This window comes from Acidovorax sp. LjRoot117 (assembly GCF_964252695.1).
Classification (GTDB): domain Bacteria; phylum Pseudomonadota; class Gammaproteobacteria; order Burkholderiales; family Burkholderiaceae_C; genus Acidovorax.
In genome coordinates this window covers 119,814-132,815 of sequence record NZ_CAXUPO020000001.1, presented here as the reverse complement: position 1 = coordinate 132,815, position 13,002 = coordinate 119,814, and the positions used below count along the sequence as shown (strand labels likewise).

The window sequence follows — 13,002 nt, the reverse complement described above, 5'->3', positions numbered from 1 at the left end:
AAATGAACAAGGCTGTAGCAAACATCGAATTGGCGGATCGCTCCATGGCGGACAGTACGGACAAACGAGAACAACTTTCTGCGCTGGCGGACGGGCAGTTGCAGGGCGCTGAGCTGGCGGATGCGCTCGCTTACGCCGGCCAGGACGAAGAGGCCATGGCGACCTGGCAGCTGTACCACCTGGTGGGCGACGTGCTGCGTTCACCCGAGTTGGCGCAGCCCATGGACACGGGTTTCATAGCCCGTCTGCGCACGGAGCTGGCCAAGGAGCCACTGCCGGTGCGTGCGCAGGAGCCTGTGCAGGTGGCCGTGGTGGCCCCCAACGCGACGGCCGCTGCGAACGCTTCGGTGTTCCGCTGGAAGATGGCTGCTGGATTTGCGTCGATGGCGGCAGTCGCGGCCATCGGCTGGTCCTCGCTGTCCACGCTGCAAGGAACTCCTGGTCAGGCGCCGGCCGGCGCGCAACTGGCCCAGCAATCGGTCGAGCGCCCGGCAGCAGGCGCTGCGGCCGCGCCCGTGGTGGCTGTGGCCGACGCGGATGGTCAGCAGGTCATGATCCGCGACCCGCGCCTGGACGAGCTGTTGGCCGCACACAAGCAGTTTGGAAGCACCTCGGCCCTGCAGATGCCCGCAGGTTTCTTGCGCAATGCCACCTTCGAGACTCCCAGCCGCTGACCGCCGGGTTCCCATCGGCATCGAGGTCGTGCGATGAACCCGTCAGGAGCCACAGCCAGCCCCACCATGTCTTTGTATCGATGGATCAAGGCGCCTGCCTTGGCGGCGCTGTGCATGCTGGGCGCGTCTTGCGCAGTCGGCGCACCGCAGGCGGGGGCTTCGGCGCCTTCATCGACCGTCGACGCTGCACCGGCCCCAGCCGAGCGCACTGTGGTGCAGTGGATCGAGCGCATGCACCGCGCGCCCTGTGCCAAGCCTTATGTCGGGACTTTCGTGGTCCTGTCTGCCACCGGTGCCATGGCCAGTTCGCGGATCTGGCAGGCATGCGATGCTCAGCAGCAGATGGAGCAGGTTGAGGTGCTGAGCGGCACTCCCCGCGTCATCTTCAGGCGCAACGACGAAGTGCGCACGTTCTGGCCGCAGACGCGGGTGGTGCGGATGGACCGGCGGGAGGCGGCGGGTCTTTTCCCGCGCGTTCCTGCCGTCGATGGAGCGTCCATTTCCCAGTTCTATGTCTCCAAGCCTCTGGGCCAGGAGCGGGTTGCCGGGCTGGTGGCCGACGTGGTCTGGTTCAAGCCGCTGGACGGCTTGCGGTTTGGCTACCGGCTCTGGAGCGAAAAAGAGACGGGCCTGGTGGTCAAGCTCCAGACCCTGGCGCCCGACGGGCGCGTGCTCGAGCAGTCGGCCTTCTCGGAGCTGGACCTCAATGCATCGGTGCGTGCCGATCAGCTGTCGCGGCTGATGGACGCTACCGCTGGCTACAAGGTGGTGGCGCCAGCGGTGGTCAAGACGACCGCCAAGGACGAGGGCTGGTCGCTGCGGCAGCCCGTGGCCGGCTTCGTGCCCGTGAGCTGCCACAAGCGGGCGGTGTCTGCGACCGACGATGCCCAGGGTGTGCTGCAGTGCCTGTATTCCGATGGACTGGCATCCGTGTCGCTGTTCATGGAGGCGTTCGACGCACAACGCCACCCCGCCCAGCCGCAGGTCTCCAGCATGGGCGCCACGCAATTGCTCGCGCAGAAGATCACGCCCGAGGTGTGGCTCACGGCGGTGGGCGAGGTCCCCATGCACACCCTGCGCCTCTTTGCGGGCCAGCTTGAACGCACGCGCTGAGCGCGTCGGGCCCGCCGCGGCTCCGCTGTCCGCTGCCGCGTTGCGCGGCACGCGATCGTTCTTTTGCCGGGGAACCATTTGCACGCACTTTCTTCACAGTTACACACAGTTGTATGACGGCATTCGTCACATTTCACGAAAGGTCAAAGATGTCGAAGTTTGATGGAACCGTGCTGCGCTCGTGGGCGCTCGCTTCGGTGTTGGTGGGTGTGGCTGGTACGGCAGGTTTGCTGCCGCTGGCGGCCCTGGCGCAGCCCGCGGCGGCTGTGCGTGGCCTGCCCGATTTCACCGACCTGGTGGATCAGGTGGGGCCTTCCGTGGTCAACATCCGTACCGTGGAGAAGGCGTCCAGCCGTTCTGGTGCCAATGGCATGGACGAGGAAATGCTGGAGTTCTTCAAGCGTTTCGGCGTGCCCATCCCGAATGCGCCGCGGCAGCAGCGCCCTCAGCGGCCGCAGCAGGACGAAGAGGCGCAGCCGCGCGGCGTGGGTTCGGGCTTCATCCTGACGGCCGACGGCTTCGTGATGACGAATGCCCACGTGGTCGAGGGGGCCGACGAGGTCATCGTGACGCTGACCGACAAGCGTGAATTCAAGGCCAAGATCATCGGTGCCGACAAGCGCACCGACGTCGCGGTGGTCAAGATAGAAGCCACGGGCCTGCCGGCCGTCAAGGTGGGCGATCTGAGCCGCCTTCGCGTGGGCGAATGGGTGATGGCCATCGGCTCCCCCTTCGGCCTGGAGAACACCGTCACGGCGGGCATCGTGAGTGCCAAGCAGCGCGATACGGGCGACTACCTGCCCTTCATCCAGACGGATGTGGCGATCAACCCCGGCAATTCCGGCGGGCCGCTGATCAACATGCGCGGCGAGGTGGTCGGCATCAACAGCCAGATCTATTCGCGCTCGGGTGGGTTCATGGGCATCTCGTTTGCCATTCCGATGGACGAGGCGATCCGCGTGAGCGAGCAGTTGCGCGCGTCGGGCCGTGTGACCCGGGGCCGCATCGGCGTGCAGATCGGCCAGGTGACCCGCGATGTCGCGGAGTCCATCGGCCTGGGCAAAGCGCAGGGCGCACTGGTCACCGGCGTCGAGTCGGGCTCCCCTGCCGACAAGGCCGGCGTGGAGGCGGGCGACATCATCACGCGCTTTGACGGCAAGCCGATTGAAAAGGTCGCCGACCTGCCGCGCCTGGTGGGCAACACCAAGCCCGGCAGTAAGAGCACGGTGACGGTGTTCCGCCGGGGCGCCTCGCGGGACCTGGGCATCACCATCGCCGAGATCGAGCCGGACAAGCCGGTGGCCAAGGCGCCGGAGCGCGAAGAAAAACCCAAGGCTTCTGCAGCCGCCCAGCAGGTGGGCCTGGCGGTCACGGAGTTGACCGACGCGCAGAAGAAAGAGCTCAAGATCAAGGGCGGCGTGGTGGTGGCCGCTGCCACCGATGGGGCCGCGCGAGCGGGCCTGCGCGAGGGTGATGTGATCCTGTCGATTGCCAACACCGAAGTGGCGGGCGTGAAGGAGTTCGAGGCGGTGCTGTCGAAGGCCGACAAGACCAAGGCGATCAACGTGCTGTACCGCCGCGGCGAATGGGCGCAGTACGCGCTGATCCGCCCCGCCCGCTGACCTGGGGCCTGGCGCGCTCGAAGGGGCCGTGACAGCGTCATGACCCCTTCGCCGCCAAGCCTTTTGCGGGTAGGTGCACTATTTTTTGGGCCGCGGAAAAAAGTCTTTGCACTCGCTTGAAGTTAGCTCTCGCTTACATACGTGCCAGCCTATCAATCGTTTTCGATAGAATACGGGCACCTGTTCAAACCTTAACTGTATATTGAATGGCGTCGGGTTCACGATGCGGGATGCCAGTGTGCGATGCACAGCTGATCCACAGCTCACCCACAAGTTGTCCAGCGTTGTTGTTGGGCCAATTGTGAATAAGCTGTGTATAAAATTCCTGTTGCACCGTGACAACTCCCCTCAGATGCAGTCGGGCGGGCTTTTTTCGGCGGGCTTTTTGCCTACAATGAAGTTCCAACTATCGCAGTTGCCAATGATTGTTGGTTCAGGGCGCGTCGCCATTCGACGCGCCCTTTTTTCTTGTGTGCGCCGTTTTAATTCAATCACTTGACGTTTTTCGTTGATGAACCACATCAGAAATTTTTCCATCATCGCGCACATCGACCATGGCAAGTCGACACTGGCCGATCGCTTGATCCAACGCTGTGGAGGTCTTGCCGAGCGCGACATGGAAGCCCAGGTGCTCGACTCGATGGACATCGAAAAAGAGCGTGGGATAACCATCAAGGCGCAGACCGCTGCGCTGCAGTACAAGGCCCAGGACGGACAGGTCTACAACCTCAATCTGATCGACACGCCGGGCCACGTCGACTTCTCGTACGAGGTGAGCCGCTCGCTGTCCGCATGTGAAGGCGCGTTGCTCGTCGTCGATGCATCGCAAGGCGTGGAGGCGCAGACCGTGGCCAACTGCTACACCGCGCTCGACCTCGGTGTGGAGGTGGTGCCGGTGCTCAACAAGATGGATCTGCCCAACGCAGATCCCGAGAACGCCAAGGCCGAGATCGAAGACGTGATCGGCATCGATGCGACCGATGCCATTCCCTGCTCGGCCAAGACCGGCATGGGCATCGACGAGATTCTGGAAGCCATTGTTGCCAAGGTGCCCGCACCGCGCGGCAACGCGGACGGCCCGCTGCGCGCGATGATCATCGACAGCTGGTTCGACAGCTACGTGGGTGTGGTGATGCTGGTGCGCGTGGTCGACGGTCGCCTGCTCAAGGGCGAGCGCATCAAGATGATGGCCAGCGAGGCTGTGTACAACGCGGACAACCTGGGCGTTTTCACACCCGCCAACGAGCCGCGCAATTCGCTGGATGCCGGCCAGGTGGGCTACATCATTGCCGGCATCAAGGAGCTGCAGGCTGCCAAGGTAGGCGACACCATCACGCTGGAAAAGAAGCTGCCCAACAACGCTGGCCCCGCTGCCGAGGCGCTGCCCGGCTTCAAGGAAATCCAGCCGCAGGTGTTCGCGGGGCTCTACCCCACCGAAGCGAGCGAGTACGACTCGCTGCGCGATGCGCTGGAAAAACTCAAGCTTAACGACGCCTCGCTGCACTACGAACCCGAAGTGAGCCAAGCGTTGGGCTTTGGCTTTCGCTGCGGCTTCTTGGGTCTCTTGCACATGGAGATCGTGCAGGAGCGCCTGGAGCGGGAGTTCGATCAGGACCTCATCACCACGGCGCCCAGCGTGGTGTACCAGGTGGTCAAGGCCGACGGCGAGATCGTCATGGTCGAAAACCCGTCCAAGATGCCCGACCAGGGACGCCTGGAAGAAGTGCGCGAGCCCATCGTCACGGTGCATCTGTACATGCCCCAGGACTACGTCGGCCCGGTGATGACGCTGGCCAACCAAAAGCGCGGCGTGCAGATCAACATGGCGTATCACGGCCGCCAGGTGATGCTCACCTACGACATGCCGCTGGGCGAGATCGTTCTCGACTTCTTCGACAAGCTCAAGTCGGTGTCGCGCGGCTATGCCTCCATGGACTACGAGTTCAAGGAGTACCGCGCTTCCGACGTGGTCAAGGTGGACATCCTGCTCAATGGCGAGAAGGTAGACGCCTTGTCCATCATCGTGCACCGCTCGCAGTCGCAGTACCGTGGCCGCGCCGTGGTGGGCAAGATGCGCGAAATCATCAGCCGCCAGATGTACGACGTGGCGATCCAGGCTGCCATCGGCGCGAACATCATCGCGCGCGAAACCATCAAGGCGCTGCGCAAGAACGTGCTGGCAAAATGCTATGGCGGTGACGTCAGCCGCAAGCGCAAGCTCCTTGAAAAGCAAAAGGCAGGCAAGAAACGCATGAAACAGATTGGCTCGGTCGAGGTGCCTCAAGAGGCTTTCCTGGCCATTTTGCAGGTGGAAGATTGATGCTCCAGTTCATGCAGATCCTGACGTCGGCCGTGCTGGCCATTTTTGCGGGCTATATCGGCGCCTGGTACTTCGGTGCCATAGAGGGCAATTTCGCGCTGCTGCTGTTCCTGGCGACCGTGGTCACGGGCGCCTATTGGCTCGCGGAGCGCTTTTACTTCCTGCCCCAGCGGCGCCGCGCCGCGCAGGCGGTGGAGGATGCGGCCGTCCAGCGCCGGGCCGAGCTGGACCGCATGGGCATCGAGAAGGTCGACGTGGACGTCCAGGAGGCCAAGGGCCGCCTGCTCATGCAGCCCTGGTGGCTCGACTGGACGGCGGGCCTGTTTCCGGTCATCGTAGTGGTGTTCCTGCTGCGCTCCTTCCTGTTCGAGCCCTTCAAGATCCCGTCGGGGTCGATGATTCCCACGCTGCTGGTGGGCGACCTGATCCTGGTGAACAAGTTCACCTACGGCGTGCGCCTGCCGGTGATCCACACCAAGATCATCGAAGGCAGCAAGCCCCAGCGCGGCGACGTGCTTGTGTTCCGGTACCCGCCCCAGCCGACGCTCGACTACATCAAGCGCGTGGTGGGCGTGCCGGGCGACGAGGTGGCCTATCTGAACAAGCGTCTCACGATCAATGGAAAGGCCGTGGACACGAAGGCGCTGCCCGACTTTTTTGAAGAAGACTCGATGCGCTACTTCAAGCAGTTCGAGGAGCAGCTTGGCGCGCAGCCGCACCGCCTGTTGAACAACCCGGATGTGCCTGCGTTCGTGCAGGGCGCTTCCAACTTTGCGAACCGCCAGAACTGCCGCTACAGTGTCGAAGGGGTGGTCTGCAAGGTCCCCGAGGGCCATTACTTCATGATGGGTGACAACCGCGACAACTCCCTGGATTCACGCTACTGGGGATTCGTGCCCGAGGGCAACATCGTGGGCCGGGCCTTCTTTGTGTGGATGAATTTCGGTAATCTCAAGCGCATCGGTTCCTTTCATTGACTAGCAGATTCGAACGATAGGGGGAGTTATGGCAAAGCAAAGATCCGCAAGCCGATTGCATCAACGTGGTCTGTCTTTTCTGGGATTGATTTTTATTGGGGTAATCGCCGTAGCGGTGTTTGCCGTAGGAGGACAGTCAGTTCCAATTTTTTTAGAGTACTTTGCAGCAAAAAAGGCAATTGAAAAAGCCAAGGTTGAAACTACAGTTGCCGGGGTACAAGCAGCTTTTGATCGTGCTGCTGCAATTGATGACATTCGTTCAATCAAAGGCTCTGACCTGCAAGTTACAAAGCGCGGTGACAAAGTGGTGGTGTCGTTCAAGTACTCGAGAGAAATACCTCTAGCCGGCCCTGGATATCTTGTCTACCGCTTCGAAGGGCAGACCAACTAGTGCATCCAGGCCTCCAATCGCTGCAGGCCCGCCTGCAGCATGTTTTCTCCAATCCTGCGCTGCTCCAGCGCGCCACGACGCACCGCAGCTTCTCGGCCGACCACAACGAGCGCCTGGAGTTTCTCGGTGATTCCGTCCTGAACCTGGCCGTCGCCAGCCTGCTGTACCAGCGGCTGGCCGACCTGCCCGAAGGTGATCTCTCCCGCGTCCGCGCCAATCTCGTCAAGCAGGACACGCTGCACCAGCTCGCGCTGCACCTGAGGGTGTCCGAGGTGCTGCGCCTGGGCGAGGGCGAATCCAAATCCGGCGGCCAGCAGCGGCCCTCCATCCTGGCGGATGCGCTGGAGGCGCTCATTGGTGCGGTGTACCTCGATGCGGGGTATTCCGCGGCCGAGGCACTGGTGCACCGGCTGTTCCAGGGCGTGGAGATCAATCCCCAGATGCAGGCGGCCTCCAAGGACGCCAAAACCGCGTTGCAGGAGTGGCTGCAGGGCCGCAAAATGAAGCTGCCGCAGTACAAGGTGGTGGCGACGGTGGGTGCCGCCCACCGCCAGACCTTTGACGTCGAGTGCGATATCCCCGAACTGTCCCTCACCGAACGCGGCATCGGCGGCTCGCGCCGCGCGGGCGAGCAGGCGGCTGCGGCGGCCATGCTGGCCACATTGAAAGCAAAGAATCTATGAACAACGACGCAACCCACGATGTGGCCGGTGAGGAAGACAGCGTGCCGAGCGCCGGTGTCCAGAATGATCTGGAGGCCATGCTCGCAGCATCGCGTCCTCCCGCAGCGGTGCAAGGCCAGCGCTGTGGGGTGATCGCCATCGTGGGCAAGCCCAACGTTGGCAAGTCCACGCTGCTCAACGCGCTGGTGGGCCAGAAGATCAGCATCACGTCGCGCAAGGCCCAGACCACGCGCCACCGCATCACCGGCATCCGCACGCGCGAGCTCACGCAGTTCATCTTCGTCGATACGCCCGGTTTCCAGACGCGCCACGCCACCGCGCTCAACAAGTCGCTCAACAAGACGGTGATGGGCGCGATCGGCGATGTGGACCTGATTCTCTTCGTGGTCGAAGCGGGCAACTTCACGCTGGCCGATGCCAAGGTGCTGTCGCTGTTCAAGCCCGGCATCCCCACGCTGCTGCTGGCCAACAAGCTCGACATGATCCACCGCCGCGCCGAGATCGCGCCCTGGCTCAAGAGCATGCAGGAGCGCCATCCGTTTGCCGAGTTCGTGCCCATGTCGGCCAAGAACAAGGGCGATATCGAGCGCCTCTTCGGCATCTGCGCCAAGTACCTGCCCGAGCAGGGCTGGTGGTACGCCGAGGACGAGCTGACCGACCGCAGCGAGAAGTTCCTGGCTTCCGAGACCGTGCGCGAAAAGCTGTTCCGCTTCACCGGCGACGAGTTGCCCTACACCTCGACCGTCGTCATCGACAAGTTCGAAGAGGAAAAGAGCAAGCAGCACAAGCGCCTGGTCAAGATCGCCGCCACCATCGTGGTGGAGCGCGACAACCACAAGATGATGGTCATCGGCGACAAGGGCGAGCGCCTGAAGCGCATTGGCACCGAGGCGCGGCAGGAGCTCGAAAAACTCATGGACGCCAAGGTGTTCCTCGAACTCTGGGTCAAGGTGCGCTCGGGCTGGGCCGACGACGAGGCGCGTGTGCGCTCGTTCGGCTACGAATGAGCCGCCGCCACAGCCGGCACATTCGGTAGCAGCCTGCTCTGTTCTGATGCCTGTGGAACCACAACGCCCTGCCCGCTGCTCTCTGCCCGGGGCGGCAGCGTCCCTTTGACGGTCCCTGACCTGCACCCGAAGACCCACCACCGTGGCTGCCGCCAAGCGCATCGCCGATGAACCCGCCTTCGTGCTGCACAGCTACGACTGGAGCGAGTCCAGCCTGATCCTGGAGGTGTTCTGCCGCCGGCAGGGCCGCGTGGCGCTGGTGGCCAAGGGGGCCAAGAAGCCCACCTCCAACTTCCGCCCGGTGCTGCTGCCGCTGCAGCCCCTGCTGCTCACGTACACCTTGTCGGGTGATGGCAGTGCCGATATCCACACGCTCAAGGGCGCGGAATGGGTGGGCGGCCATGTGATGCCCACGGGCGACGCGCTGCTCTCGGGGCTGTACCTCAACGAATTGCTGCTGCGCCTGCTGGCCCGGGTCGACCCGCACACAGCCCTGTTCGACGCCTATGCAGGCGTGGTGCGCGTGCTGGCCAGTGAGCATGGCGATGCCCTGGAGCCCGTGCTGCGCAGCTTCGAGCTGCTGCTGCTGCGCGAGATCGGCCTGCTGCCCAGCCTGGACGCCCAGACCATGACCCTCGCGCCCCTGGAGCCCGCCACCCGCTACACGCTGGTGGCCGAGGGCGGCTTGCGCGCAGCCTCGTCGGCCGACCGGGCCAGCTTGCAGGGCCACCAGTGGCAGGCGCTGCAGCGGGCACTGGACGACGGCACCGCCAGCTACACCGCCACGCTGCGGGCCTGCGCGCCGGTGGCGGCCGAACTCAAACCCCAGCTGCGCGCCGTGCTGCAATACCATTGCGGCAGCCCGACGCTGCGCACCCGCCAGCTCATGATCGACCTGCAGGCCCTATGAACCAGCCATTCCACACCAGCCCCAGCCGTCCTTCGCACCCGACCACCGCCTTGTCGGTCAACGTCAACAAGGTCGCCCTGTTGCGCAACACGCGCCATCTGGGCATTCCCAGCGTCACCCGCGCGGCCGAGCTGTGCCTCCAGGCGGGCGCGCAGGGCATCACGGTGCACCCCCGGCCCGACGAGCGGCACATCCGCGGCCATGACGTGTTCGAGCTGGCCACGCTGATGAAGGCCTGGCCGGACCGCGAATACAACATCGAGGGCAATCCGTCGCAGAACCTGATGGACTTCATCCGCCAGGTGCGCCCGCACCAGGCGACGTTCGTCCCGGACAGCGAAGACCAGTTCACCAGCGACCACGGCTGGAGCTTTCCGCAAGATGCCGAGCGCCTGCAACCCCTGATCGCCGAATGCAAGGCCCTGGGCGTGCGCGTGAGCCTGTTCATGGACCCGGTGCCCGAGCAGATGGCCGCAGCCAAGGCGGCAGGCGCCGACCGCGTCGAGCTCTACACCGAGCCCTATGCTGCCGCCTGGGGCACGCCCCAGCAGGACGAGCAACTGGCACGCTACCGCGATGCCGCCCAGGCGGCGCTGGATGCGGGCCTGGGTGTCAACGCGGGCCACGATCTGAACCGCGACAACCTGGCCGCCTTCGTGCGCGACGTGCCCGGCGTGCTGGAAGTCTCCATAGGCCACGCGCTGGTCGCCGACGCGCTGGAGCTGGGCTACGCGGCCACGGTGCAGGCCTACCTGGCGTGCATCCACACGGGTGCGGCCGCGAGCCGTTGATGCTCCTTATTTGATAGCTGGTGGCGATTGCCAGGCAAGCGGTAGCCACCTTTTTGACTCACAACCATGATCTACGGCATTGGTACCGACATCTGCGACGTGCGGCGCATCGCCGCCAGCCTGGAGCGCCACGGCGAGCGCTTCGCCCAGAAGGTGCTGGCCGATGGCGAACTGGCGACCTGGCGCGAGCGGAGCAGCCGCTGGCCCGACCGGGGCCTGCGCTACCTGGCCACCCGCTTTTCGGCCAAGGAGGCCTTCAGCAAGGCCATTGGCCTCGGGATGCGCATGCCCATGACCTGGCGCCACTGCGAAGTGGCCAAGCTGTCGACCGGCCAGCCCGTGATCGTGCTGCACGGCGCGCTCAAGGACTGGTTCGAAGCACGGGGCCTGACGGCGCACCTGAGCGTGACCGACGAAACCGACTACGCCGCCAGCTTCTGCGTCGTCGAGAGACTGCAAGATAAATCGGCCCCTACCGCTTGATTGGCAAGCGCTGGCAGCTATTGTTTGTATAGCAAATCATTCTGGAACCCATGACCGAACACGCACCCCTGATCCTCGACGTGGCTGGCACAGAGCTCACCGCCGCAGACCGCCGCCGCCTGGCCCACCCGCTGACCGGCGGCGTCATCCTGTTTGCCCGCAACTGGACCGACCGCACGCAGTTGCTGCAGCTCACCAGCGCCATCAAGGCCGTGCGCGATGACCTGCTGATCTGCGTGGACCACGAAGGCGGCCGCGTTCAGCGCTTTCGCACCGATGGCTTCACGCATGTGCCGCCGATGCGCGCCCTGGGAGAGCTATGGATGGACGATGGACAGGGCGCCAAGGCCGTGGCCGGCAGCGGCGCCCTGCGGGCCACCAATGCCGCCACGGCCGCAGGCTATGTGCTCGGCAGCGAACTGCGCGCCTGCGGCGTGGATTTCAGCTTCACGCCGGTGCTGGACCTGGACTGGGGCGAAAGCGGCGTCATCGGCGACCGGGCCTTTCACCGCGACCCTCGCGTGGTGGCGCTGCTGGCCAAGAGCCTCATGCACGGCCTGCTGCAGGCCGGCATGGCCAACTGCGGCAAGCACTTTCCGGGGCATGGCTTCGTCAAAGCCGACTCGCACACCGAAGTGCCGGTGGACAAGCGCAGCCTCAAGGCCATCCTGGCCGACGACGCCGCGCCGTACCCCTGGCTCAGCACCACGCTCACCAGCGTGATGCCGGCGCACGTGATCTACCCCAAGGTGGACAGCCGTCCCGCGGGCTTCTCCCAGCGCTGGCTGCAGGACATCCTGCGCCGCCAGATGCGTTTTGACGGCGCCATCTTCAGCGACGACCTCAGCATGGAAGGTGCGCGGCGGCTGGACGGCCAGGTGGTCAGCTACACCGATGCGGCGGTGGCGGCCCTGGAGGCCGGCTGCGACCTGGTGCTGCTGTGCAACCAGAGCGTGGGCGACGGCCAAGCGGTGGATGAACTCATCGAAGGCCTGGAAAAAGCCCAGGCCCAGGGCCTGTGGCAGCCGAGCGTGGACAGCGAGTCGCGCCGCCTGGCGCTGCTGCCTGAAACACTGCCCCAGCCGTGGGATGAGCTGATGTACCAGCCAGCGTACATGCAGGCGCTCGACCTGCTGCCCTGAAGAGGACGCACAGGAGGCCGCACGAGAGGCTGACTGTCACCTCTGTGGCGCTGCAGTCCCGCTGCACACGCGGTGCGGGCGCACACCGGATGCGCGGGGATCAGGCGATAGAACAGATGGACAGGCACGGCGCGCACCCCGCGCAGAGCTGCGGACGCCTGTCTAAACCTGTGGTCCAGGGCCGCTGACTGCCACGGCAGGCGTCCCGCTGGCTTCCGCTGGCGATGTTGACGCGGACGTCGAGCCCGATGCCGATGCCGGTGATGCAGCCGGAGCAGCCGACGGGTGCGGCGCCACCGCAGGTGGCACCCCCTGAAACCGCCGCACCACGCGCTGGAACACCAGCGCATTCGGAATCTGCAGCCACGCCACGTGTTCTGACGTGGCGCCATGGTCTTCCAGCGTGGTGTACAGCAGGTTGATGTCCACTACGCGGCCCTTGGCGCCGGGCTTCTCGGCCGTGTCCAGCACCTCGATGTAGTCGCCGATCCGAAACGGCCGCACCGTGAAAATCAAGAGCGCGCAAAACAGGTTGGACAGCACGCTCCACGCGGCAAAGAACGCCACCGCGCCCACGGTGGCAAAGCCGGTGAAAGCCGTCCAGAGCACCGTGGCCGACACGCCCATGCGTTCGAGCACCAGCAGCGCCGCGCTGGCCACGACCACCCAGCGGATCAGCCCGTTCATGGGCACCACCAGTTCGTCGGGCACCTGGTAATGGGTGCTGGCGCGGCGCACGATGCGGCGCAGCATGCGCTGCAGCAACCAGGCGACCAACAGGATCAGCAGAATCTGAACGCCGGGAATGATGACTTCCAGCCAGTCCTGGATCCAGTCGGGCAACCGTGTCTTCAGAACCTGCATGCGCGAGACCGCAGAGCGTGCATTG

At 64.6% G+C, this 13,002-nt stretch carries 14 protein-coding genes; 12 read left to right on the top strand and 2 right to left on the bottom strand.

The window, feature by feature from the left end:
• The first annotated feature begins 44 nt into the window (after window positions 1–44).
• The 3 genes from ACSQ3D_RS00635 (at window position 45) to ACSQ3D_RS00625 (ending at window position 3,409) form a co-directional block, all read left to right on the top strand.
• Window positions 45–674: a sigma-E factor negative regulatory protein gene (locus ACSQ3D_RS00635; RefSeq protein WP_436125572.1), complete on the top strand. Its 630-nt coding sequence runs from the start codon at window positions 45–47 to the stop codon at window positions 672–674.
• 66 nt (window positions 675–740) lie between these two features.
• Window positions 741–1,787: a MucB/RseB C-terminal domain-containing protein gene (locus ACSQ3D_RS00630; protein ID WP_396502861.1), complete on the top strand. Its 1,047-nt coding sequence runs from the start codon at window positions 741–743 to the stop codon at window positions 1,785–1,787.
• Window positions 1,788–1,936: 149 nt separating this feature from the next.
• Window positions 1,937–3,409 carry a Do family serine endopeptidase gene (locus tag ACSQ3D_RS00625; protein WP_396502860.1) on the top strand — a complete coding sequence of 491 codons (1,473 nt, stop codon included), beginning with the start codon at window positions 1,937–1,939 and terminating at the stop codon, window positions 3,407–3,409.
• Between the two features lie 348 nt (window positions 3,410–3,757).
• On the opposite strand, the gene ACSQ3D_RS00620 is transcribed toward ACSQ3D_RS00625, so the two are convergent.
• On the bottom strand, window positions 3,758–3,931 hold the full coding sequence (locus ACSQ3D_RS00620) for a hypothetical protein (RefSeq protein ID WP_156370863.1): 174 nt from the start codon (window positions 3,929–3,931) through the stop codon (window positions 3,758–3,760).
• Between ACSQ3D_RS00620 and lepA the strand changes: the two genes are divergently transcribed.
• The 9 genes from lepA (at window position 3,921) to nagZ (ending at window position 12,113) form a co-directional block, all read left to right on the top strand.
• On the top strand, window positions 3,921–5,729 hold the full coding sequence (gene lepA / locus ACSQ3D_RS00615; protein WP_056420852.1) for a translation elongation factor 4: 1,809 nt from the start codon (window positions 3,921–3,923) through the stop codon (window positions 5,727–5,729). The two genes, ACSQ3D_RS00620 and lepA, sit on opposite strands and share 11 nt — an antisense overlap.
• On the top strand, window positions 5,729–6,706 hold the full coding sequence (lepB, locus tag ACSQ3D_RS00610) for a signal peptidase I (protein WP_436125571.1): 978 nt from the start codon (window positions 5,729–5,731) through the stop codon (window positions 6,704–6,706). The genes lepA and lepB overlap by 1 nt, the downstream gene beginning before the upstream one ends.
• A gap of 28 nt (window positions 6,707–6,734) precedes the next feature.
• Window positions 6,735–7,097 carry a DUF4845 domain-containing protein gene (locus ACSQ3D_RS00605; RefSeq protein WP_396502857.1) on the top strand — a complete coding sequence of 121 codons (363 nt, stop codon included), beginning with the start codon at window positions 6,735–6,737 and terminating at the stop codon, window positions 7,095–7,097.
• The gene (gene rnc, locus ACSQ3D_RS00600) at window positions 7,097–7,780 is read left to right on the top strand and encodes a ribonuclease III (RefSeq protein WP_396502856.1); all 684 of its coding nucleotides are present in this window, start codon (window positions 7,097–7,099) and stop codon (window positions 7,778–7,780) included. Before ACSQ3D_RS00605 ends, rnc begins: the two co-directional genes overlap by 1 nt.
• Window positions 7,777–8,787 carry a GTPase Era gene (gene era, locus ACSQ3D_RS00595; RefSeq protein ID WP_396502855.1) on the top strand — a complete coding sequence of 337 codons (1,011 nt, stop codon included), beginning with the start codon at window positions 7,777–7,779 and terminating at the stop codon, window positions 8,785–8,787. Before rnc ends, era begins: the two co-directional genes overlap by 4 nt.
• A gap of 142 nt (window positions 8,788–8,929) precedes the next feature.
• Window positions 8,930–9,697, top strand: a complete 768-nt coding sequence (recO, locus tag ACSQ3D_RS00590; RefSeq protein WP_056420863.1) for a DNA repair protein RecO — start codon at window positions 8,930–8,932, stop codon at window positions 9,695–9,697.
• A complete protein-coding gene (locus ACSQ3D_RS00585; protein ID WP_436125570.1) occupies window positions 9,694–10,488 on the top strand; it encodes a pyridoxine 5'-phosphate synthase in 795 nt (264 codons plus the stop codon). Before recO ends, ACSQ3D_RS00585 begins: the two co-directional genes overlap by 4 nt.
• Window positions 10,489–10,554: 66 nt before the next feature.
• Entirely contained in the window at window positions 10,555–10,971 is a 417-nt protein-coding gene (gene acpS, locus ACSQ3D_RS00580; RefSeq protein WP_436125569.1) for a holo-ACP synthase, read from the top strand.
• Window positions 10,972–11,021: 50 nt separating this feature from the next.
• Complete coding sequence (nagZ, locus tag ACSQ3D_RS00575; RefSeq protein WP_436125568.1) at window positions 11,022–12,113, top strand: beta-N-acetylhexosaminidase; 1,092 nt, start codon at window positions 11,022–11,024, stop codon at window positions 12,111–12,113.
• Window positions 12,114–12,275: 162 nt separating this feature from the next.
• Here the strand turns inward: nagZ and ACSQ3D_RS00570 are convergent, their stop codons facing one another.
• Window positions 12,276–12,977 carry a mechanosensitive ion channel domain-containing protein gene (locus tag ACSQ3D_RS00570; protein ID WP_436126160.1) on the bottom strand — a complete coding sequence of 234 codons (702 nt, stop codon included), beginning with the start codon at window positions 12,975–12,977 and terminating at the stop codon, window positions 12,276–12,278.
• Window positions 12,978–13,002: the final 25 nt, after the last annotated feature.

Bases quoted from the DNA above. Each gene is read 5' to 3' on its own strand.
- ACSQ3D_RS00635 (WP_436125572.1), top strand. From the start codon at position 45: ATGGCGGACAGTACGGACAAACGAGAACAACTTTCTGCGCTGGCGGAC.
- ACSQ3D_RS00630 (WP_396502861.1), top strand. From the start codon at position 741: ATGTCTTTGTATCGATGGATCAAGGCGCCTGCCTTGGCGGCGCTGTGC.
- ACSQ3D_RS00625 (WP_396502860.1), top strand. From the start codon at position 1,937: ATGTCGAAGTTTGATGGAACCGTGCTGCGCTCGTGGGCGCTCGCTTCG.
- lepA (WP_056420852.1), top strand. From the start codon at position 3,921: ATGAACCACATCAGAAATTTTTCCATCATCGCGCACATCGACCATGGC.
- ACSQ3D_RS00620 (WP_156370863.1), bottom strand. From the start codon at position 3,931: ATGTGGTTCATCAACGAAAAACGTCAAGTGATTGAATTAAAACGGCGC.
- lepB (WP_436125571.1), top strand. From the start codon at position 5,729: ATGCTCCAGTTCATGCAGATCCTGACGTCGGCCGTGCTGGCCATTTTT.
- ACSQ3D_RS00605 (WP_396502857.1), top strand. From the start codon at position 6,735: ATGGCAAAGCAAAGATCCGCAAGCCGATTGCATCAACGTGGTCTGTCT.
- era (WP_396502855.1), top strand. From the start codon at position 7,777: ATGAACAACGACGCAACCCACGATGTGGCCGGTGAGGAAGACAGCGTG.
- ACSQ3D_RS00585 (WP_436125570.1), top strand. From the start codon at position 9,694: ATGAACCAGCCATTCCACACCAGCCCCAGCCGTCCTTCGCACCCGACC.
- acpS (WP_436125569.1), top strand. From the start codon at position 10,555: ATGATCTACGGCATTGGTACCGACATCTGCGACGTGCGGCGCATCGCC.
- nagZ (WP_436125568.1), top strand. From the start codon at position 11,022: ATGACCGAACACGCACCCCTGATCCTCGACGTGGCTGGCACAGAGCTC.
- ACSQ3D_RS00570 (WP_436126160.1), bottom strand. From the start codon at position 12,977: ATGCAGGTTCTGAAGACACGGTTGCCCGACTGGATCCAGGACTGGCTG.